The sequence below is a fragment of the Streptomyces sp. NPDC018026 genome, assembly GCF_044327745.1.
Classification (GTDB): Bacteria; Actinomycetota; Actinomycetes; order Streptomycetales; family Streptomycetaceae; genus Streptomyces; species Streptomyces rubrogriseus.
This window is the reverse complement of the sequence record NZ_JBIRFY010000034.1, coordinates 1-22,434: the sequence shown is the minus strand read 5'-3', so window position 1 is coordinate 22,434 and position 22,434 is coordinate 1. Positions and strand designations below refer to the sequence as shown.

Sequence of the window (22,434 nt, the reverse complement as noted above, 5' to 3'; positions counted from 1 at the left end):
ACCGCCCCTCACACCGCGCCGCATACGCCACCGACAGATCCCGCGCCAACGGACCCATCGACCAACCATCAGCCGCAATGTGATGAACCACCATCACGAGTACGTGTTCATCCGCGCCCACTGCGAACAACTGCGCCCGAACCGGCAACGCGACCGACAGATCGAAGGCGTGGCCGGCTGCCCGGACCACCGCCGCGGTGAGGTCCAGCGAGCCTTCCGCCTGCTGTGGCGCGAGGGTCGGCAGGTCCGCGAGGTCCATGAGGCGCTCGTAGCTCTCCGCACTCTTCACGACGTCGGTCACCGGCAGGTCCCACGGCAGCTCGTCGGTGCCGAGGACGTGCTGGTAGGGCTCTCCGTCCGCAACCGGAAACACCGTGCGCAGTGACTCGTGCCGCCCGATCACGTCCCGGAGCGCGGCGTTGAGCGCTTCGCGGTCTAGGCGTCCGGACAGGCGGAGGACGAGGGGGGCGTTGTACGTGGCGTTGGGGCCCTCCAGCTGTCCGATGAACCACAACCGTCGCTGGGCGAACGACAGGGGTATCCGCTCCGGCCGTTCCCTGACGACCAGCTCCGCACGCGGTGCGCCCGATCCGGTGAGCCGGTCGGCGAGGGCGGCGACAGTCGGGGCCTCGAAGACGTCGGCGGTGTGCACTTCGACGTTGAGGAGGGACCTCACTCGGCTCACCAGGCGTGTCGCGAGCAGGGAGTGTCCGCCCAGGTCGAAGAAGTTCTCGTCGACTCCGATGTCCTCGTGGCCGAGGATCTCGGCGAACACGGAGCAGAGGATTTCCTCCTGCGCCGTGGCCGGTGCCCGGCGCACAGTGGTCGTGTACCGGGGCGCGGGGAGGGCCCTGCGGTCCACCTTCCCGTTCACGGTGAGCGGGAAGGAGTCCAGCACCACGATGGCCGCCGGCACCATGTGGTCGGGAAGCCGTTGCTGGATGAACCTGCGGACATCTTCCGGCAGTTGGGCGTCGGGCGTGCCGTCGCCGGTGATCACGTATGCCACGAGCTGCTTGTCGCCGGGAATGTCCTCGCGGACGACGACCACGGCCTGAGTGATTTGGGGATGCGCGGCCACCGCGGCCTGCACCTCGCCCGGCTCGATCCGGTATCCACGGACCTTCACCTGTTCGTCGGCCCGCCCCACGAACATCAGCCGACCGTCGTCCGTCCACTTCACGCGGTCGCCTGTCCGGTACATCCGCGCGCCGTCCGGGTCGAACGGATCGGCCACGAACCGCTGGGCGCTCAGGCCCGCGCGCCGGAGGTATCCGCGGGCCACACCCGCCCCCGCCACGTACAGCTCACCCAGCAGGCCCACCGGCACCGGCCGCAACTGGTCGTCGAGGACGTACACCCGCGTGTTGGCATTCGGCACACCCACGCTCGGCGTGCCACCCGCCTGAAGCGGTTCCGTCATCGTCGCGCACACCGTCGTCTCCGTCGGCCCGTACGCGTTGATGAACCGCCGTCCCGGCGCCCACCGTCCCACCAGCTCGCCGCCCAGCGCCTCACCCGCCGAGACCAGGGTGGACACCGATGCCAGATCTTCCGTCCGCAACACCGCCAGCACTGCCGGCGGCAAAGTGGCATGGGTTACCCCATGCCGAGCCACGACCTCCGTCAGCCCTGCTCCCGGCATCAGCTCCGCGGCCGGGGCGACGACCAGACCCGCACCCGAGCACAGCGCCATCAGCAGTTCCCAGGTCGCCGCGTCGAAGCCGACCGATGCGAACTGCAGTACCCGGCTGTTCTCGTCCACCGCACACCGCTGGGCCTGCGCCGCCGCCAGGTTCACCGCGCCCGAATGCGTCAGCATCACGGCCTTCGGTGTCCCCGTCGAACCCGATGTATAGATCACGTATGCCAGGTTGCCGGGCATCAGGCCGGCTTCAGGCGCCGTGTCCGGGGCCGCCGCCAGTGCCATGCGGACCTCGGTGGAGTCGACGGCCACCGTCAGGACGCGCCTGACCGGCAGTTCGTCGAGCAGTTCCTCCTGGCCCAGGAGGACCACGGCGCGGCTGTCTGCGAGCATGAACCCGATGCGCTCGGCGGGATGGGCGGGATCGATCGGCAGATACGCCGCCCCGGCCTTCCACACCGCCAGGAGTGCCACCACGAGGTCGATGCCGCGTTCCATCGCCACGGCGACCACCGACTCGGTTCCGACGCCCAACCCGGCCAGGTGGTGCGCCAAGTGGTTCGCCCGCGCGTCCAGTTCGGCATAGGTCAGCCGGGCGGCGTCGGATGCCACCGCCGTCGCGTCCGGCGTTCGCGCGACCCGGGCGGCGAACAGTTCGGGCACCGTGGTGTCCGCGACCTCGGTGGCCGTGTCGTTCCACTCCTCCAGGATGCGGCGGAGGTCCTCCTCGTCCAGGAGATCGACCTGGGCGGCCGGGTCGGTGGGTGCGGCCGCCGCAAGTCGAGTGAGGGTCTTCAGGAGGTGGCGGGAGATGTGCTGGGCCGACGTCGGCTCGTGGAGGTCGCGGTTCACGTCGACGTCGATCTGGAGGCCGGGCTCGCCCGGCCTGTCGTAGATGTCGATCCGCGTGTCGTCGATGGGGCCGGTGGAGAGGTTGTGGGAGGTGACGTTGCTGCCGCCGAAGGCCTCCGGGTAGTCGAACGCCATGACGTTGACATGCAGGCCGCACAGCGAGTCGCCGTCGACGCGCTTCATGTCCCGCAGGGTGTCCTCGTAGCGGTAGCGCTGGTGACGCAGGCCGTCCCGGACGGCCTTGTTCGTCTGGCGTACGAGATCGGCGATGGACGTGTCCCGGTCGATCCTGAGCCGGATCGGCAGGTTGTTGGCGGTCATACCGGGGATTGCGAGCTCCCGCCGTCCCGTCCGGCCGCTGACCGGAAGGCCGATGACGACGTCGCTCTCACCTGTGACGCGGTGCCGGTAGACGGCCGCGGCGGTGATCAGCAGCCCGGCGAGGCTGGTCTTCAGACGGCGTGCGGCCGCCTTCAGTTCGGCGGTGTCCGAGGCGCTGATGCCGTCTGTGTGCCGTGCCAGCGCTGACGGCAGCCATCGCCGGGTCGCGGGCACGTGCGATTCGGCGGAGTCCGGGAGGTCCGACAGAACGCCGAGCCAGTATTCCCGGTCCAGGTCGAAGTCCGGCGAGTCCCGGTACGCCCGCTCCGCTTCGAGCAGAGTGGTCAGGGGCTCGAGTGCTCCGTCGGTGGTGGACCGGCCCGTCAGAAGCTCCGTGTAGATCTGGGCGGCGCGGGTGACGAATGTCCGGCCGGCGTGTCCGTCCGCGACGAGGTGGTGGTAGCGCTCGTACCAGAGGTGATGATCCGGGCCGAGCGTGAAGACGGCGAAGGTGAACAGCGGGCCGCCGGCCATCAGGTCGGCGGGCTCGCGGAGGTCGGCGTGCATCCACTCCTCGGCGGCCGCCCGAGGGTCGGCGGCCGCGGTGACGTCGATGAGGTGGATGGGGTGGTCGTGGCGGTCGCCGACATACTGTTTCGGGGTTCCGGACTCCATGCGGAAGCGCAGGCGAACGCTGTCGGCCTCGTCCACGGTGCGCCGCAGGGCCTCGACGAAGAGTTCGGCGTCCAGATCGCCCCGTATCTCCAGGTACTCGGCGATGTTGTACACCGGATTCTCAGGTGCGAGCTGCTGGGCCTGCCAGATGTCGAGCTGACCGGCCATCAGGTCCCGGAGTTCACCCTCGAAAGCAGACATTTCCGTATACCCCAAACATTCCGACTCGCCTAGTGGAAAATCCCGGGCCGGCCGCCGTTCAGGCATGCCGAAAAGCGCCCAGCTTCCCATAAACAAAGCTGCGCTTTGGCAGTTGACATCCGAGGAATTCCCGCGACGTCGTGGAATCACATCACGAGGGGACGCCCTGCTGCCCGGTCGGCCGGACTGAGCCGGCCGGCCGGGCAGCAGGTTCTCACTTCTCCATGGCCTCGATCAGACTCTTGGGCCGCATATCGGTCCAGGACTTCTCGATGTAATCGAGGCATTCCTGGCGCCCCGCCTCCCCGAACACCGTATTCCAGCCGTCGGGCACGTCGACGAAGACCGGCCAGAGCGAGTGCTGCCCCTCGTCGTTGACCAGGACCAGATAGCTGGCATCGGGGTCGTCGAATGGATTCGTCACCACGCCGTCCCTTCTGGGGTGAATGAAGATCGGGCAGTCTGGCCCGTCTCGATTCACTATGGGCCAGGCCCACATGACTAATCAATCTTCGGCGATCACCTCCCGCGCTGTTCAACTGTGCCTTCGCATCAGTTGAACAGCCCAGATGGCACACTCCCCGCAGCATGTCGCCGGCCGACCGCGGTGCGAGCATCTCTGGGAGACCGAGGAGTCCCGGGCCCGGTTCCACGCGACGCTCGGCACCGACGAGCGCCCCGGCCAGACCGTGAACCAGAGGATCAAGAAGTTCCGGAACGCCACAAGAGGAGTCGACAGACATGGGCGTCGAAGATCACGAGGAATGGGATGCCGTCGTGGTCGGAGGCGGACCCGGCGGATCCACGCTGGGTGCCCTTCTGGCCATGCAGGGACACCGGGTTCTGATACTGGAGAAGGAGACGTTCCCCAGGTACCAGATAGGCGAGTCGCTGCTGCCGTCCACCGTCCACGGCGTATGCAGGCTGACGGGCGTCGCCGACGAGCTGGAGAAGGCCGGATTCACCCGCAAGCTGGGCGGAACCCTGCGCTGGGGCGCCAATCCGGAGCCGTGGACTTTCTCGTTCGCCGTGTCGCCGAAGATAGCCAGCGCAACCTCGTTCGCTTATCAGGTGGAGCGGTCAAAGTTCGACAAGATCCTGCTTGACCATGCGGTGAAGAAGGGGGCCGAGGTCCGGCATCGGGTAACGGTCGACGACGTCATCGACGACGGGGAGCGGGTCCGCGGTGTGACGTACACGGACGCGGACGGGACCGAGCGCGAGGCGTACGCGAAGTTCGTCGTGGACGCGTCGGGAAACGGCAGCCGACTCCACAAGCGCGTGGGCGGGACCCGTGAGTACTCCGAGTTCTTCCGCAGTCTGGCGCTCTTCGGCTACTACGAGGGCGGAAAGCGCCTGCCCGCGCCGAATTCCGGGAACATCCTTTCCGCGGCCTTCAGCAGCGGCTGGTTCTGGTACATCCCGCTCAGTCCCACCCTCACCAGCGTCGGAGCGGTGGTCAGACGTGAGGAAGCGGCCCGTGTCCAGGGCGACCCGGAGACCGCGCTGCAGAGCCTGATCGACGAGTGCCCGCTGGTCAAGGACTACCTCTCCGACGCCACCCGGGTCACCGAGGGGCAGTACGGCCGGCTGCGGGTGCGCAAGGACTACTCGTACCACCAGACCAAGTTCTGGCGCCCCGGGCTGGTCCTCATCGGCGACGCCGCGTGCTTCGTGGACCCGGTGTTCTCCTCGGGCGTCCATCTGGCCACCTACAGCGCACTGCTGGCGGCCCGCTCCATCAACAGCGTCATGGCCGGTCTGGTCGAGGAGGAGCCCGCCTTCGACGAGTTCGAGGCCCGTTACCGGCGCGAGTACGGCGTGTTCTACGAGTTCCTGATGTCGTTCTACGACATGCACGTGGACGAGGAGTCGTACTTCTGGTCGGCGAAAAAGGTGACCAAGAACGCGCACACCGAACTGGAGTCCTTCGTGGAGCTCGTGTCCGGGGTGTCGTCCGCGGAGTTCGCCCTGGACGACGCCGAATCGGCGGCGGTGCGGATGAAGGGCAAGGCGGCGGAGTTCGCCTCCGCACTGGACACGATGGCCGCCGACGAGGAGCAGGGCATGGTCCCGCTCTTCAAGTCCGCGGCCGTGCGCGAGGCCATGCAGGAGGGCGGCCAGGTGCAGAGCCAGGCCTTCCTCGGTGAGGCGCTGGGCGCCGACGTCCCGCTGTTCTCGGGGGGCCTGGTCGCCTCCGGTGACGGCATGCACTGGCTGGAACCGGAAGGGAAGTGAACCGGGCGGGGCGAGGGCGCAGCCAGGGGGACCGTTGAGCACCGAAGCAGTGACAACCGTGGTCGTCGGGGACGTCGCACTGATCGTCGTCGCCTCATGGCTGATGGGCACACTGGCCCGCCGCTGCGGCCAGCCCACGGTGGTCGGGCAGATCGTGGCGGGCATCGCGCTGGGGCCGACGCTGCTCGGGCAACTGCCGGGGAATCCCACCGCACACCTCTTCCCGCCGGAAGTGCAGCCGTTCCTGACGGTGCTCGCCCAGGTCGCGGTCGTCATCTTCATGTTCCTGGCGGGATACGAGATCGACTTCGGCCTGTTGCGCCGCGGAGGCCGGGCGGTGGCCTCCGTGGCGTTCCTCGCCCTGCTGGTCCCCATGGGACTGGGTGTCGGTGCGCTGAAGCTGTTCGACGGAGCCTTCGCCGCGGTCGGACAGGGACATACCGACGGGCGGTCGTTTGTCCTCTTCATGGCCGTGGCGCCCGCGGTGACCGCCCTGCCCGTGCTCGCCGCGATCGTGCGTGAGCGGGGCATGGCGGGCAGCTCCGCGGGCACCGTGGCCGTGACCGCGGCCGGTTTCATGGATGTGGCGGCCTGGCTTGTGCTGGCCGCGGCATTCGCCGGCACCGGGCACGCGTCCGGCCGCGCCTGGCCGGTGACACTGCTGCTCATCGTGCTCTTCGTCGCGGCCATGCTGCTCGTCGTACGTCCGCTGCTGGAGCGCTGGCTCGGGCGTCCGGGCGCGCTGCTGATGAGCCCCGTCCCCATCGCCCTCGGACTCGCCCTCGGCAGCGCGTGGGTCACCGCGTCGCTCGGGCTGCATCCGGTGTTCGGAGGGTTCCTTGCCGGGCTGACCATGCCCCGTGTCAACGGACGGCCGGAAGCCGAGGTGCTCCAGACGCTGGAGCAGACCGCGGGCGTGCTGCTGCCGCTGTTCTTCGTGACGACCGGGCTGTCGTTCGACATCGGCTTGCTGGGTGCGGACGGCGCCATCCTGCTGGCCCTGATCCTCGCCATCGCCATCGTGGGCAAGATGCTCCCCGGGTATGCCGGGGCTCGTCTCGGCGGGCTCGATCCGCATCAGTCGGCGCTGGTGGCCGCCCTCGTCAACACCCGGGGCCTGACCGAACTGATCGTGCTCAACGTCGCCCTGGACGCCGGGATCATCGGAGCGCAGCTCTTCACGGTCTTCGTCGTCATGGCTCTGGTCGCCACCTTCATGACCGGCCCGCTGCTGCACCTCGTCGGTCGCCGTGGACCGGCCCCGGCACCGGAGGACGGCCGGACCGGTGACGCAGGCACGGCAGCGCTCCCCAAGGAGCGCGCCGGCCTCGACCGCTGAGTCGCGGACGGCGTCATACCGGGGGAGGACGAGCGCCCCGCCGGGGTAAATCCGCGGGTGGTTTCCCAGACCGTCGAGAGGCCGATGTTTCCGCACCGGCTCTGCCCCACGATGGAATCGCGGTCTTCGCCTACCCGTCGCCTGATGTCAGAGCGCGCCCGACCGTCCGGCTTTCACAGGAGCCCGTTCGAGCCGATCCTCACCTGGACAGGACCATGTATCGCACCGCGTTGCGCAACCTGCTCGCCCACAAGGGCCGCCTGCTGATGACGGCGCTCGCCATCATGCTCTCCACGGCCTTCGTCGCCGGGACCTGGGTCTTCTCCGACACGGCCAAACAGGCGGCGCGGAACAGGGTCACCACCAGCTACGACGATGTGTCGGTCCTGGTGTCGGACCTCACGGCCGGTCACCACGCCAGCGCCCGGCAGAAGAGCGAGAAGACGTCCGGCCGGCTGACCGACGCCACCGTCCGGGACCTCGCGGCGCTGCCCGGAGTGAAGAAGACACGCGGCGAGGTGACCGGATTCCTCGGTGTCGCCGACAAGCAAGGCCACATGACCAGTGAGGCCGGCACGTCCAGGGGCGGAAATTTCGTTCCGGACGCTTCCGGCGGGGATCCCCGCTACCCGATGGTCGAGGGCCGCGGTCCGCGGCAGAACGGCGAGATCGCCCTCGACGAGAAGAGCGCGGAGAAGGCCGGCTACAAGGTCGGTGACTCCGTCCGCGTAGCCTCGAACGGCCCCGTGGTCGAGGCGGAGCTGACCGGCATCTTCACCACCGACGAGCCCATGGTGTCCGCCGGTGGGACGCTGACGCTCATGGGCACCGCCTACGCGCAGCAGACCTTGCTGACCGCCGGCCAGTACAGCGGGATCGCGCTCACCGCGAAGCCGGGTACGTCCGAGGCCGCCCTGCTGGCCGAGGTCAGGGAGAAGCTTCCGAACGACACCCGGAACGTACTCAAGACCGGCGAACGGCTCGACGCCGAGCAGGCAGACCGGCTTCAGCAGAGCGGCCACAGCCTGCGCATCATCCTGATGTTCTTCGCGGCCGTCGCACTCTTCGTCAGCGTCTTCCTCATCGCCAACACCTTCGTCATGCTGATCACTCAGCGCGTCAGGGAGCTCGCCCTGCTGCGCGCGGTCGGCGCGAGCCGCTCGCAGGTCGCCAAGTCCGTACTCGTCGAAGCATTGATGGTCGGCGTCACCGCCTCCGTGTGCGGCTTGCTCTGCGGGGTCGGTATCGGCGCCGGGCTGCAGGCCGTGATGAAGGCGGTGAAGCCGAGCATGCCGACCGGCCCGCTGGTCTTCAGCACGACAACGGTCGTCGTCACCCTGACCCTCGGCACCCTCGTCACCGTTCTCTCCGCCCTGCTGCCCGCGATGCGTGCGTCCCGGGTTCCTCCGGTGGCCGCGATGAACAGCGGCGAGCAGCCGGTCGGTCAGCGAAGCCTGCTGGTCCGCAACGCCTTCGGTATCGCGGGCGTCGCGATCGGTGCGGGGGTGGTCCTTTTCGGCGCCGGCCCTCGCTCGTCCGGGCTGGTCAAGGTCGCCTTCGGCGCCGCGCTCACGGCCGTGGGCCTGCTGTTCCTGCTGCCACTGCTGTCGCGTCCTGTCATCGCCCTGGCCGCCCCCCTCCTGGTCAGGCTCTTCCGCAGCCCGGGAAAGCTGGCCCGCCTCAACGCGGTGCGCAACCCGCGCCGCACCGCAGCGACGGCCGGGGCCCTCGCCATCGGCGTCACGATGATCACCGCGATGACCGTGGTCGGCACCTCGGTGACCGAGGCCGTCGACAAAACGGTCACGGGCAGCCTCAAGGCCGACTACTCCATCGCCATGGCGAACAGCGACAGCCTCTCCACCGATCTGGCCGGCACCGTTGCCAAGGCGCCCGGGGTGGCTGCCTCCAGCCCGGTCTCCTATGCGTACTGGGGCGTCGACGGCACCGACCACGAGGTCGAAGGGCTCGACGCCGACAGCTACGACCAGCTGGTCAGCTTCACCCTCAGGTCCGGCTCGGTCCAAGCCCTGAAGCAAGGACGGGTCCTGGTCGACGCCGGCGTCGCGAAGACCAGCCGCCTGTCGGTCGGCTCCCCTGTGAAGATCACCTACCCGGACGACTCCACCGGCACGATGATCGTCGGCGGCGTCTTCGAGGACAGCAAGATGTTGTCCTCGGTTCTGGTCCCCAACTCCGTGATCACCGAGCACCAGCCCGACGCGTACGTCAAGAGCATCCTGGTCAAGGGTACGGAGGGTGCCACCGGCACCCTGAAGAAGTCACTCGAGGCCGCCACGGGCGACAATCCGGTGATCGACATCAAGGACCGGACGGGCATGCGCAACGACTTCAGCAGCACCATCACATCCGCCCTCAACCTGCTCTACCTGCTGCTCGGCATGTCCGTCCTGGTCGCCGTGCTGGGCGTGATCAACACGATGGCCATGTCGGTCGCCGAACGCAGGCGTGAGATCGGCATGCTGCGCGCCATCGGCATGGACCGCAGCGCGGTCAGGCGCATGGTCCAGCTGGAGTCGGTGGTGATCTCGCTCTTCGGAGCGACCTCCGGGGTGGCACTCGGAACATTCCTGGCCTGGGGGGCCAACCGCACCTTCGTCGGCGCCCAGTTGGACAGTGTCCCGACGGTCATCCCCTACGCCCAAATGCTTCTCTTCCTGCTCCTGTCCGGGTTCATCGGTGTCATCGCCGCCCAGTGGCCGGCCCGCCAGGCCGCCAGGCTCGACCTTCTGGCGAGCATCCAGACGGCCTGACAGCGAGGGTGCTCCGAGACGCCGTAAGAAGAAGGCGGGCGCGCACAGGGCGCCTGTTCAACTGCCACGTGACCGCGGTTGAACAAGCGCCCTTTGAACATTGATCGCGGGATGCCTTCGGACCATGCTGCTGTGGAGAGCACCCTGCGCACGGCCGAGCGGGTGCGTTTCCGGCATCGAGGAGAACTCCCGTGACCGATCGGAAGAATTGGGCACCTCAGCGCATCACCCCGGAAGTGGCCCGTGTACCGCCGACAGCTCAAGGTCTTGTCGAATACCTCGGATCCACCGACGTCCACGACCTCCTGGGCCGACACCTGGCCTTGCTTTTCAGGGGCTTCGAGGTGAACGGGACGACACTGGAGGACGTGATGCCCCTCCTGCTGGCCGAACGACTGGCGTACGTCCACGGAAACACTCCCAGAACCAAAGTCGGCGACAATGTCTACACGTCGACGGAGTACCCACCCGAATACGCGATCTCCATGCACAACGAACTCTCCTACGCGCATTCCTGGCCATCACGCCTGCTCTTCTCCTGCGTGCGGCCGGCCGCCTCGGGAGGCGCGACCCCGCTGCTCGACAGCGCCCTGTGGCTGGAGCAGCTCGACGACCGCATTCGGGAGGCCTTCAGCGGGGGTCTGTGCTATCGGCAGTACCTGCACGGCGGCCGGGGCTTCGGCAAGAGCTGGCAGGCGACGTTCGAGACGGACGACCCCGCGCAGGTCGAGAAGCTGCTGGGCGCCACCGGAGCAAGCTGGGAGTGGACCGCTTCCCACGCGCTGCGGATCAGCCATGTCCGCCCCTCGACCATCGAACACCCGGGCACCGGTGAGGAGGTGTGGTTCAACCAGGCGGATCAGTGGCACCCCGCGTCCCTGGGCGAGGAGACGATGCGTGAGCTTGCCTCGATCGTGCCCGCCGACGAACTCCCCCAGTCCGTGACCTTCGCCGACGGCTCCCCGATACCCGACGACTACGTCCTCACGGTGCGCGACCAGGGGCTGGCGCTGGCTGTGGACGTCGCCTGGCAACAGGGCGACGTCCTGCTGATCGACAACATCGCCGTGGCGCACGGGCGCAGGCCCTTCTCCGGCAGCCGCCGGGTGCTGGTCGCCATGTCGTAGGAAATCTTCGACCGCTGACAGCGAAGAGGGCCCGACGACGACCGTCGGGCCCTCTTCGCTGTCCCCGGTCCTGATACGGGGGTGTGGCCGCCGGGCTGTGCATCGGTTCGGCGGCCGCGCCCCCCGCGTCTCCGGACCGCCGTGGCGGGCCGGCGTCACCGGTCCGCCACGGCGGGCGGCCGCCTACTCCAGCCCCAGCCAGTCGGCCACCAGGCCCCAGATCTCGGCCAACGCCTCGGGCCGCCCCATCTCCTTGTGCGTGCAGGCGATTCGGGGTGCCACCACGGTTCCCGAGATGTACGGTGCCCACACCTCAGGCTCGGGAGCGTCCTCCTTCCGGCCCTCGGAGGCGACGACAAGCAGGGCGTCACCCTCGAACCGGCCGAACTCGTGGCCGACTCTGACCAGGGTGTTGTTCACGTTGACCCGGGCGAGCGCGACCAGTTCGCCCTCGGAGAGATCCCCGAGGACCTCGCTCATCTGCTCGCGGATCTCGTCGGTCAACCGCTCGACCTGCTGTGCCTTCCAGGATTCCAGTGAGTCGGGTTGCCCGATCACCGCGTCCCCGGAGCCGCCCGCGGGAGCCGGCCGATCCTGGTCGTGGCCGGGCGAGGGGTACGAGTCCAGGATGACCAGGGCGGACACCTGCTCGCCCAAGGCCTGCAGTTGTACCGCCATCTCGTGCGCCACCACCCCGCCGGCGGACCATCCGACCAGCTGGTACGGACCGGACTCCTGAACGGTGCGGATCTGCTCGACGTAGTCCGCCGCCATCTCCCGCAGTGAGGCGGCCGGCTCACTCGTCCCGTCCAGGCCCCTGGCCTGCAGGGCGTAGACCGGGTGTCCCTCCGACACGTAACCGGCCAGCGGCATGTAGCACCAGCTGAGACCGCCCCCGGGGTGGACCCAGAAGAACGGTGTCTTGCTGCCTTCGGTGCGGATCGGCAGCAGCGTCCCCAGCAGATCCTGGACGGACGCCGTGCCTGTCGCGCTGCGGGCCCGGGCCAGGTCCGCCGCGATCTCGTCGGCGTCCAGTTCGACCACCGTCGCGTCAGCGGATTCGGCGGCATCCTCGCCCTCGGGAGCCGGATCCGCCGGTGCCGGACGCTGTTCCTGTTCCGGCGCTTCCGGTCCGGCCGCCGCGGCGAGCCCCACCGGCGTCGGCGTCTCGAAGAACGACTGTACGTAGACCGGCACGCCGCGCTCCCGCAGAGCTGCCACGAGCCGGATCGCCAGTAGTGAGTGCCCGCCCAGTTGGAAGAAGTTGTCGTGCATCCCCACACTGGGCAGCCCGAGCACCTCGGCGAACGTCTGGCACAGGATCTTCTCCCGCCGTGTGACCGGATCCGTCCTGTCGCCGGTCGCGTGGTCGGGAGCGGGTAGAGCCTTGCGGGCGAGCTTGCCGTTGCCGGTCAGCGGCAGTGCGTCCAGGACGACCACCGCCGAAGGCACCATGTGCTCCGGCAGCCGAGCCGTCGTGAACTCCCGCACCAGGTGCGGTAGTTCGGACGCGTCGGTCTCCTGGTCGGATGCGACGACGTAGGCGACCAGTCGGGTGTCATCGGGAGTGTCCTCGCGGGCGATCACGGCCGCCTGGGCGACCTGCTGATGCGCGGCGACCGTCGCCTGCACCTCACCCGGCTCCACCCGGAATCCGCGGATCTTGACCTGGTCGTCCGCCCGGCCGGCGAACACCAGCCGACCGCCGGCCGTCCAGCGGGCCCGGTCGCCGGTGCGGTACATCCGCTCACCCGAGGCGCCGCACGGGCAGGCCACGAACCGCTCTGCGGTCGTTCCGGCCTGCCCCACGTAGCCCCGGGCCAGTTGGGCGCCCGCCACGTACAGCTCGCCCGTCACGCCCGGCGCCACCGGCCGCAGCGCCTCGTCCAGAACGAAGAGGCGCGTGTTGGCGACCGGCGATCCGACCGGCACCACCCCGGACGCCACCACCTCCCGAGTCAGACGCGTCGTGGCGACGCCGATCGTCGTCTCGGTGGGGCCGTAGTGGTTGAACACTTCCCGGTCCCCGGCCGCCGCCAGCAACTCGTCGACCAGAGCGGGCGAGGCCGCCTCACCACCCAGCACCAACGACCGCCCGGGCAGCACCGCCGCCGCACCCAACGCCGCCACATGCGACGGCACCGCCTTCAGGAAATCAATCCCGTGCTCGGCCAGATACGCCGACACCACCACCGGGTCGGTGACCGCCTCCTCGTCCAGGACATGCAGCTCACCACCCGTCGTCAGACTCGCGAACACCACCGTGTTACCCAGATCCGTCGCCTGCCCCTGCAACACCGCATATCGGCCACCCGACACACCCAACCCCACCCGACCCGGCACCGACGCGACATAATTCGCCAGCGCCCCGTGCGAAACCGCCACCCCCTTCGGCAGCCCGGTCGAACCCGACGTATAGATCACATACGCCACCTGGCCCTCGTCCACGGACACTTCGGGAGCCGTATCCGGCGCAGCCGCAAGCTGCGTCCCGATCACCGTCCCGTTCACCGCCACCAGCCGATACCTGCCCGCCGGCAGATCCTCCAGCATCTCTTCGGTGGTCAGGGTCAACGCGACACGGCTGTCGTGGAGTTGATAGGCGATCCGGTCTGCCGGCTGGCTGGTGTCCACGGGCAGATAACCGGCTCCCGCCTTCCACACGGCGAGTATGCCCGCGACGGTCTCCATGCCCCGCGGCAGGCACAGCCCCACCACCGACTCCGCGCCCACGCCCTGTGCCACCAGATAGTGCGCCAGCCGGTTCGCCCGCGCATCGAGCTCGCGATACGTCACCGACTCCCCGCCAAAGACAACCGCCACCGCCTCCGGGGAACGCACCACCTGAGCCGCGAACAGCCCCGGAACCGACACCGGGCCGATCTCGACCGCCGTGTCGTTCCACTCACCCAGCACTCGGAGCTCATCCGCGTCCAGGGCGCCAATCCGCGACAGCCGCGTCCCCGGCGCTTCGACAGCCTCTTCCAGAACCCGCAGCAGCCGATGCGCGATCCGCTCGGTCGTCTCGTCGTCGAACAGATCCACGGCGCCGATGAGGGCTCCGCGCAGTCCTTGGGGGCCACCCCCGGCTTCGAAGACCTCGCCGAGGATGACGTTCAGGTCGAGCTTCGCCGCCCCGTTGCTCGCGGGCAGCGAGCCGACGCGCAGCCGTGGTACGTCCAGCGACGGCGCGTCACTGGGAGTCGCGGTGGGAGCGATGTTCTCCAGGGTGAGATTGACCTGGAACAGGGGGTGCCGGGCGAGTGAGCGAGTCGGGGCCAGCTCCTCCACCAGGCGCTCGAACGGCACGTCCTGATGCGCGAACGCCGACAGACTGGTCTCCCGCACACGTTCCAGGAGCTCGCCGAACGTCGGGTCGCCGGACAGGTCGGTGCGCAGTACGAGCGTGTTGACGAAGAATCCGACCAGGTCGTCCAGGGCCTCGTCGGTGCGCCCCGCGTTCGCCGTGCCGATCGGGATGTCCGTCCCCGCGCCCAGCCGGTTCAGGGTCACGGCGAGGGCCGCCTGCAACACCATGAACAGCGTCACGCCCCGCTCACGCGCCAGCGCCACCAAACGCTCGTGCACCTCGGCCGGAATCTCCAGCGGCACCTCGTATCCGCGGTAGGAGGCCACGGCCGGGCGCGGCCGGTCGGCCGGCAGCTCCAGCTCCTCCGGGAGTCCCGCCAACGCCTCTCTCCAGTAGGCCACTTGCTGGGACAGTACGCTCCGCGGATCGTTCTCGTCGCCGAGCACCTCCCGCTGCCACAGCGCGTAGTCCGCGTACTGCACCGGCAGCGGGGCCCATTCCGGCGCCCCGCCCGCGCTGCGTGCCGCGTAGGCCGCCGTCAGGTCACGGGCCAGGGGCGACGTCGACCAGCCGTCACCCGCGATGTGGTGCATCAACAGCAGGAGCGCGTGCTCGTCCGGGCCCACCTCGAACAGCGTGGCCCGCAGAGGTATCTCGGTCGACAGGTCGAAGCCGTACGCCGACGCTTCGGCGACCGCGGCCGCCAGCCCGTTCTGGGGCACCCGGGTGACGGCCAGTTCGAATCCGGTCTCCTCCACCGTCAGAACTCGCTGGAACGGCTGTCCGTCGATGTCCGGGAACACCGTACGCAGCGCCTCGTGGCGGCCGACCACGTCCCGGAGTGCGGAGTTCAGCGCTGTCCGGTCAAGCTCACCGGTCAGGCGCAGCGACAGGGGGACGTTGTACGTCGGGCTGGGTCCCTGGAGCTGTGCGATGAACCACAGCCGCCGCTGGGCGAAGGAGAGCGGCACCCGCTCCGGGCGCACGGTGGCCGTCAGCGGTGTACGGGCCTCGTCGGCCGCACTCAGCCAGTCGGCAACCGCACCTGGCGTGGGGGTCTCGAAGAGGACGCGGATGGGAAGTTCGACGCCGAGCACCGCTCGTACGCGGCTGACGAGTCGGGTCGCCAGGAGCGACTGACCGCCGAGCCCGAAGAAGTCGTCGTCGACCCCGACCGTGGGCAGCCCGAGCACTTCGGCGAAGGCCTGGCACAGGAGCTCCTCCTGTACGCTCACCGGCCCGCGTCCCGTTCCGGCGCCGCCCGTGTAGTCCGGGGCGGGTAGGGCCTTGCGGTCGAGCTTGCCGTTGGCCGTGACCGGCAGCGCGTCGAGGACCACGACCGCCGAGGGCACCATGTGCTCCGGCAGCCGGGCGGCCATGAACTCCGTCACGGACGTGGTCAGTTCATCCGCGTTCTCGGCACTTTCCGGGACGACGTAGGCGACGAGTCGGGTGTTTCCCGGGACATCCTCCCGGGCGACCACCGCGGCCTGCGCCACTCGTGTGTGCCCGGCCGCGACCGCACCGACCTCACCGGGCTCGACCCGGAAACCGCGTACCTTGACCTGCTCGTCCGCCCGGCCCAGAAACACCAGCTGCCCATCGGCCGTCCAGCGTGCCACATCTCCCGACCGGTACATCCGTGCACCCGCTTCGAACGGGCAGGCCACGAACCGCTCCGCGGTGAGACCGGCACGGCCCACATACCCGCGGGCCATCTGCTCACCGGCGATGTACACCTCACCCGCCACCCCGACCGGCGACGGGCGCAGCCTCTCGTTCAGCACGTACAGCCGCATGTTCGCGACAGGCCGGCCGATCGGCATCACCTCGTCGACCGTGTCACCGGCCGCCACCTCGAACGCGCAGCATCCGACGACGGTCTCGGTCGGCCCGTACTCGTTCACCACGACCGACCCCGGAACCCGCTCCAGCCACCCTCGGACATCCGCACCCCGCAGCGCCTCGCCGCCCACGATCAGGCGTCGGGCCGCGTCGGACGACTCGTTGGCCGTCAACAGCTCGGCCAGCAGGGGAAGATGACCCGGAACGACCTTGACCAGCCCGAACTCGGGCGATGTCCGTACCAGTTCGGCCAATCCCTCGGCGCCGCCGACCTCACTCACCACCACCGCGGACCCCGACACCAACGGCACCAGGACACTCGTCACCGTCAGGTCGAACGCCAGCGACGAATGCAACGCGGCGCCTCCGCCGCCTTCCTCCATGGCGTACGCCTCCGCGGCCCAGGCCACATAGTTCGCCAGGCCGCCCTGCGTCACCGCCACGCCCTTGGGGCGCCCGGTCGATCCCGACGTATACATGACGTACGCCAACTCGTCTTTTCGCAGGGTGCGTTGAGGAGTCTGCGCCGGTTGCCCCGCGAGCGCGCCCATCACCAGTGGGTCATCGAGATCCACCGTCCGGATCCGCCCCACCGGCAGTTCGTCCAGCACCTCACCCGTGCCGACCAGCACCGACGCCCGGCTGTCCGTCAGCATGTAGGCCAGCCGATCCGCCGGATACTCCGGATCGAGCGGCACATACGCCGCCCCCGCCTTCCACACCGCGAGGATCGCCGCGATCATCTCCGTACTCCGCGGCAGGCACAGTCCCACCAGTGACTCCCGGCCCACCCCCTGGGCGGACAGGTAGTGCGCCAGCCGGTTCGCCCGTGCGTCGAGTTCGGCGTACGTCACCGGCTCCCGGTCGGACACCACGGCCAAGGCGTCCGGCGTCCGGACCACCTGCGCTTCGAACAACTCGGTCGCCAGTGCCCCGGCGGGACTGGCCTCCGTGCCGTTCCACTCGTCCAGCACCAGACGCCGCTCCTCCGCGTCCAGCACATCGATCGCCGCCAGCCGCGTCCCCGGCGCCTGCTCCAGCGCGGTCACCACATGCGCCAGGCAGGTCTCCAGCAACGCGCTCACCCGGGTCGGATCGGCCGGCGCCGTCGCCTCGATGGTGAGGCCGAAGGCGATTCCGTCGTCGACGGAGACGTTCAGCGGATAGTTCGACTTCTCGCGGGTGAAGAGGGTCGTGACGCCCTCGATGCCCGCGCGCCTGCCGCGGGTTCCGCCCTGGTTGCGGCGGTAGTTGAAGATGGACGTGAACAGCGGGCTGCCGGCGGGTACTCCGCTGGCCCGCTGCGCGAGGGCGAGCGGGGCGTGCTCGTGCACCAGCAGCTCCGCCAGCTGGTCGCGCAGTGCGATCAGTGCTCCGGCCACGTCGTCGTCCCCGATGCGTACCCGCATCGGGAGGGTGTTGAGGAACAGTCCGGACGTCCGGTCCGAGCCCTCGCCGGAGTTCATACGGCCGAGCAGGACTGTGCCGAACACCACGTCGTCACGTCCGCTGACCTCGGCGAGGACCCGCGCCCAGGCCAGGTGGAAGACCGCGGCGGCGGAAACGCCGTGGCGACGCGCCACCTCCCGGATGCGGTCGGCGACTTCGCCGTCCACGACCGTGCGGGCGCGCCGCGAGGCGGTGCCGTCCTCGCGGACCTCCAGCGCTCCGTAGGGCGCGGTGGTCTCGGTCACGTCCGACAGCAGGGCGCTGAAGTACCGCTCGTGTTCCTCGTCCGACATGCCGAGGCGTGTCTGGGCGACGAAGTTGCGGAACGGGAGTGGTTCGGGCAGCGCGTCACCGTTGCCCGAGAGCAGGGCGGCGAGTTCCCCGAGTACGACGTCCATCGTGGTGTGGTCGTGCACCAGATGGTGGATGCGTACGACGGCCAGCCACCGGTCGCTGCCCGGCTCGACGGCCGTGTGCACATCGAGGAGCGGCGCGCGCCGCAGGTCCATCCACGACCCGCCGGCGGTGAGCAGCTGCTCGACCGGGTCGGCGCCCTCGCGGTCCAGGACGACCTCTTCGACGGAGAGCGGTGCGTGGCGCAGTACCACCTGGACCGGTTCGCGCAGGCCCTCCCACACGATCGCCGTGCGGTAGATGTCGTGCCGGTCCACCACCTGCTGGAACGCATCCAGGAAGGCGTCGAGGCGCGCTCGCGTGTCGAAGGCGAGGACGGTCGGCGCAACGTAGACGTCCGCCTCGGCACCGTTCTGCCGTGCCCTGAGGTGGTGGAAGAAGATGCCTTCCTGGAGGGGGGCGAGCGGGTAGACGTCCGCCACGTTGGCCGTACCGCCCGGCACGGACGCGACGATCCGCCCGACCTCGGCCGCGTCCAGGTCGACCAGCGGGAGCATCTCCGGAGTGATCTCCGCGGCCCCCTCGGGGATGAGGTTCGGCGGCACGACGACCCTCACCGAGTCCGCCTCCACGGCGAGCCCGGCCGGCGTCGGCGTCCGGAACAACGCCTTGACGGAGACCGACATGCCATGGCTGCGCAGAATCTCGACCAGGGACACCGCGAGGAGCGAGTGACCGCCGAGCGCGAAGAAGTCGTCGTCGACCCCCACCCCCTCCAGGCCGAGCACTTCGGCGAATGCCTGGCACAGGATCTCTTCCCGCGCGTTGGCCGGCTCGCGGCTGTTCCCGGGGCCGGCGGTGTGCTCCGGCACCGGCAGCGCGGCCCGGTCCAGCTTGCCGTTGACCGTCAGCGGAAGCGCGTCCAGAACGACGACCGCCGACGGCACCATGTGGTCCGGCAGCCTGCCGGCGGCGAATCGCCTGGCGGACTCGGCAAGTTCGGTCGCGTCGGCCTCCTCGTCCAACGGCACGGTGTATCCGACGAGCCGCTTGTCCCCGTTCGCGTCCGTACGCACTACGACCACGGCCTGCGCCACCTCGGGGTGCGCGGCCAGGGCTTCCCGGACCTCGCCCGGTTCGATCCGGAAGCCGCGGATCTTCACCTGGTCGTCCGCGCGCCCCGCGAACAGCAGCTTCCCCTCGGCCGTCCACCGCACGCGGTCGCCGGTTCGGTACATCCGCTCACCGGCGGCGCCGAACGGGCACGCCACGAACCGCCCGGCGGTGAGACCGGCCCGGTCCAGATAGCCGCGCGCCAGGCCGGCGCCGGCCACGTACAACTCGCCGACCACGCCGTCCGGCACGGGCTGCAGGTACTCGTCGAGGACATACACGCGGGTGTTGTGGATCGGCCCGCCGATGCCGGGCTGATCGCCCGGCGCGAGCGGTTGCGACATCGTCGCGCACACCGTGGTTTCCGTCGGCCCGTACGCGTTCACGACCCGTCGGTCCGCGCCCCACCGGGCCACCAGGTCCTCGCCGAGGGCCTCGCCCGCCACGACGAGTGTCGTCACGGACGGCAGGCTCTGCGGGTCCAGCACGGCGAGTACGGCGGGCGGTACCGTCATATGGGTCACGCGGTGCCGGGCCACCAGTTCCACCAGGCCCGGGCCGGGCAGCAGTTCCTGAGCGTCGGCGAGTACCAGGCCGGCACCTGAGCACAACGTCACGAGGACCTCCGAGACGGCGGCGTCGAAGCTCACCGACGCGAACTGCAGTACTCGGCTGTGCTCGTCGACGGCGAACCGCTCGGTCTGCGCGGCCACCAGGCTCGCCACACCGACGTGCGACACGACGACACCCTTGGGGCGACCGGTCGAGCCCGACGTGTAGATCACGTATGCCGCGTGGTCCGGCTCCGCGCCGCTGCGGGGCGCCGTGTCCGGGGCGCCGTTCAGGCCGGCGGTCACCAGCGGGTCGTCCAGCACGATAGTGCGTGTCCGCCCCACGGGGAGTTCGTCGAGCACCTCCGAGGCGCCGATCAGCACGGAGGCCCGGCTGTCGGACAGCATGAACGACAGACGCTCCGCCGGATACTCCGGGTCGAGCGGCAGGTAGGCGCCGCCCGCCTTCAGGATGGCCAGCAGCGCCACCAGGAGGTCGGTGCCGCGTTCCATGGCGACGGCGACGACCGTCTCGGGGCCCACCCCCTGCCCGGCCAGGTAGTGCGCCAGCCGGTTCGCCCGGACGTCCAGATCCGCGTACGTCACCTCCTGTTCGCCGAAGACGGCGGCGACCGCGTCCGGGGTCCGTGCCACCTGCGCGGCGAAGAGCTCGGGAACGGTCACGGGCCGGATCTCGGCGGCGGTGTCGTTGCGCTTCACCAGGAGCTGCTCGCGCTCGTCCTCGCCGAGCACGTGCAGGTCGGCGATACGTCCTCGTGGGTTCTCGGCGATCTCCCGCATCATCCGAGCCAGCCGGCCCGCGAACTGCTCGACCGTCCCCTGGTCGAACAGGTCCGCCGTTCCGGTGAGCACCGCGCCGATCCCACTGGGCTCGCCCTCGGCGTCGTACAGCTCGTCCATGTTCACGTCGAGGTCGATCTTCGCGCCGACTTCCTGGCCGAGGTCGAGCATCTCGACCTGCAGACCGGGCATGCGCAGCCGGCCCGTGCCGGCCTCACCGACCGCCCGGGAGGCGTTCTGCAGGGTCAGCACGACCTGGTGCAGGGGATGCCGGGAGAGGTCGCGGGCCGGGGCGAGCTCCTCGACCAGGCGCTCGAAGGGGACGTCCTGGTTGGCGATGGCGCCGAGTGCGTTCTCCCGCACCCGGTCGAGCACGTCGACGTAGGCCGGGTTGCCGGACAGGTCGACGCGCACCAGCAGGGTGTTGACGAAGAAGCCGATCAGGTCGTCGAGGGAGTCGTCCGTGCGTCCGGCGACGGCGGACCCTATCGGGATATCGGTGCCGGACCCCAGCCGGGAGAGGAAGGTGGCGAACGCCGCCTGCAACACCATGAACAGGGTCACTCCACGCTCGCGGGCCAGCTCGAGGAGGAGTCGGTGGGTTTCGGCGGGCAGCTCCATGTGCGCTGCGTATGCGCGGTGACCGAGCACTGCCGGGCGTGCCCGGTCGGCCGGCAGGGAAAGCTCCTCGGGCGCCCCGGCCATGGTTTCGCGCCAGTAGGCTACCTGTTGGGACAGCAGGCTGTCCGGGTCGTCCTCGGAGCCCAGCAGTTCGCGCTGCCACAGCGCGTAGTCCGCGTACTGGACCGGTAGCGGGGCCCAGTCGGGCGCGTGCCCCTGCTGCCGCGCGGTGTAGGCGACGGAGAGGTCGCGAGCGAGCGGGACCATCGACCACGCGTCCGACGCGATGTGGTGAACGAGGAGCACGAGTACGTGCTCGTCCGGGGCCACCGCGAAGAGCGCCGCACGCACCGGTATCTCGGTGGTCAGGTCGAACGCGTACCCCGCGGCGTGCTTCATCCTCGCGGCCAGTTCCTCGCGCGACACCTCCTCGGTCCGCAGCTCGAATCCGGTCTCCTCGACCGACAGGATCCGCTGCGAGGGCCGGCCCCCGACCGAGGGAAGGACCGTGCGCAGCACTTCGTGCCGGCCGATCACGTCCCGTAGTGCCGCGGCCAGCGCACCCCGGTCGAGATCGCCGGTCAGCCGGAGCGGCATCGGAATGTTGTAGCTGTTGGTGGGGCCGTCCAACTGCCCCAGGAACCACAGTCGTTGCTGCGCGAACGACAGCGGCACCTCGTCCGGGCGCTCACGGCCGGTGAGGGTGATCCGTCCCTGGGCGGCCTGGCTGAGGTGGGCGGCGAGTCGGGCCGGTGTCGGCGCGTCGAACAGGACCCGGATGGGCAACTCGACCCCGAGTACGGCACGGACCCGGCTGACCAGACGCGTGGCCAGCAGAGAATGCCCGCCCAACGCGAAGAAATCGTCGTCAACCCCGACCGAGGACAAACCAAGAACATGCGCGAACGCCCCGCACAACAACTCCTCCTGCGCCGTGGCAGACCACCTGCCCCTGCCCGCAACAACCTCCGGAACCGGCAACGCAGCCCGGTCCAGCTTCCCATTGACCGTCAACGGCAACGCGTCCACCACCATCACCACCGACGGAACCATGTACTCCGGCAACCGCTCCCCCGCAAACTCCCGAACAGAATCCACCAGCCCCAACCCGCCCAGCTCCCCCTCCGCAGCCACCACATACGCCACCAGACGCCTGCCCCCCACCCCGTCCTCACCCACAACCACCGCCGCCTGCCCCACCGACACATGCTCCCCAAG

7 protein-coding genes are annotated in these 22,434 nt (G+C 69.5%); 4 read left to right on the top strand and 3 right to left on the bottom strand.

Translation table 11 applies throughout. The features are described from left to right. Together ACH4D3_RS41005 and ACH4D3_RS41000 are read right to left on the bottom strand one after the other, a co-directional pair. Positions 1 to 3,844 (bottom strand): amino acid adenylation domain-containing protein (locus ACH4D3_RS41005; protein ID WP_398332856.1); only part of this gene is annotated, 3,844 nt, incomplete at its 3' end. A 64-nt stretch (positions 3,845 to 3,908) separates the two neighbouring features. Beyond that, positions 3,909 to 4,118, bottom strand: a complete 210-nt coding sequence (locus ACH4D3_RS41000; RefSeq protein WP_398332855.1) for an MbtH family protein — start codon at positions 4,116 to 4,118, stop codon at positions 3,909 to 3,911. A gap of 317 nt (positions 4,119 to 4,435) precedes the next feature. Here ACH4D3_RS41000 and ACH4D3_RS40995 point away from each other — a divergent pair, with 317 nt between their 5' ends. From ACH4D3_RS40995 to ACH4D3_RS40980, 4 genes are all read left to right on the top strand, one after another. After that, entirely contained in the window at positions 4,436 to 5,932 is a 1,497-nt protein-coding gene (locus ACH4D3_RS40995; protein WP_398332854.1) for a tryptophan 7-halogenase, read from the top strand. 34 nt (positions 5,933 to 5,966) lie between these two features. Beyond that, positions 5,967 to 7,271, top strand: coding sequence for a cation:proton antiporter (locus ACH4D3_RS40990; RefSeq protein WP_398332853.1), 1,305 nt, complete (start codon positions 5,967 to 5,969; stop codon positions 7,269 to 7,271). Between the two features lie 215 nt (positions 7,272 to 7,486). Then, complete coding sequence (locus ACH4D3_RS40985) at positions 7,487 to 10,045, top strand: ABC transporter permease (protein WP_398332852.1); 2,559 nt, start codon at positions 7,487 to 7,489, stop codon at positions 10,043 to 10,045. A gap of 191 nt (positions 10,046 to 10,236) precedes the next feature. Beyond that, on the top strand, positions 10,237 to 11,172 hold the full coding sequence (locus ACH4D3_RS40980; protein ID WP_398332851.1) for a TauD/TfdA family dioxygenase: 936 nt from the start codon (positions 10,237 to 10,239) through the stop codon (positions 11,170 to 11,172). 183 nt (positions 11,173 to 11,355) lie between these two features. Here ACH4D3_RS40980 and ACH4D3_RS40975 read toward each other — a convergent pair whose 3' ends face one another. Further along, complete coding sequence (locus ACH4D3_RS40975) at positions 11,356 to 22,422, bottom strand: amino acid adenylation domain-containing protein (protein ID WP_398332850.1); 11,067 nt, start codon at positions 22,420 to 22,422, stop codon at positions 11,356 to 11,358. Between the last annotated feature and the right edge of the window lie 12 nt (positions 22,423 to 22,434).

What these genes read in the sequence shown, in the direction of transcription:
- ACH4D3_RS40995 (WP_398332854.1), top strand. Translation starts at nt 4,436, where the DNA reads ATGGGCGTCGAAGATCACGAGGAATGGGATGCCGTCGTGGTCGGAGGC.
- ACH4D3_RS40985 (WP_398332852.1), top strand. Translation starts at nt 7,487, where the DNA reads ATGTATCGCACCGCGTTGCGCAACCTGCTCGCCCACAAGGGCCGCCTG.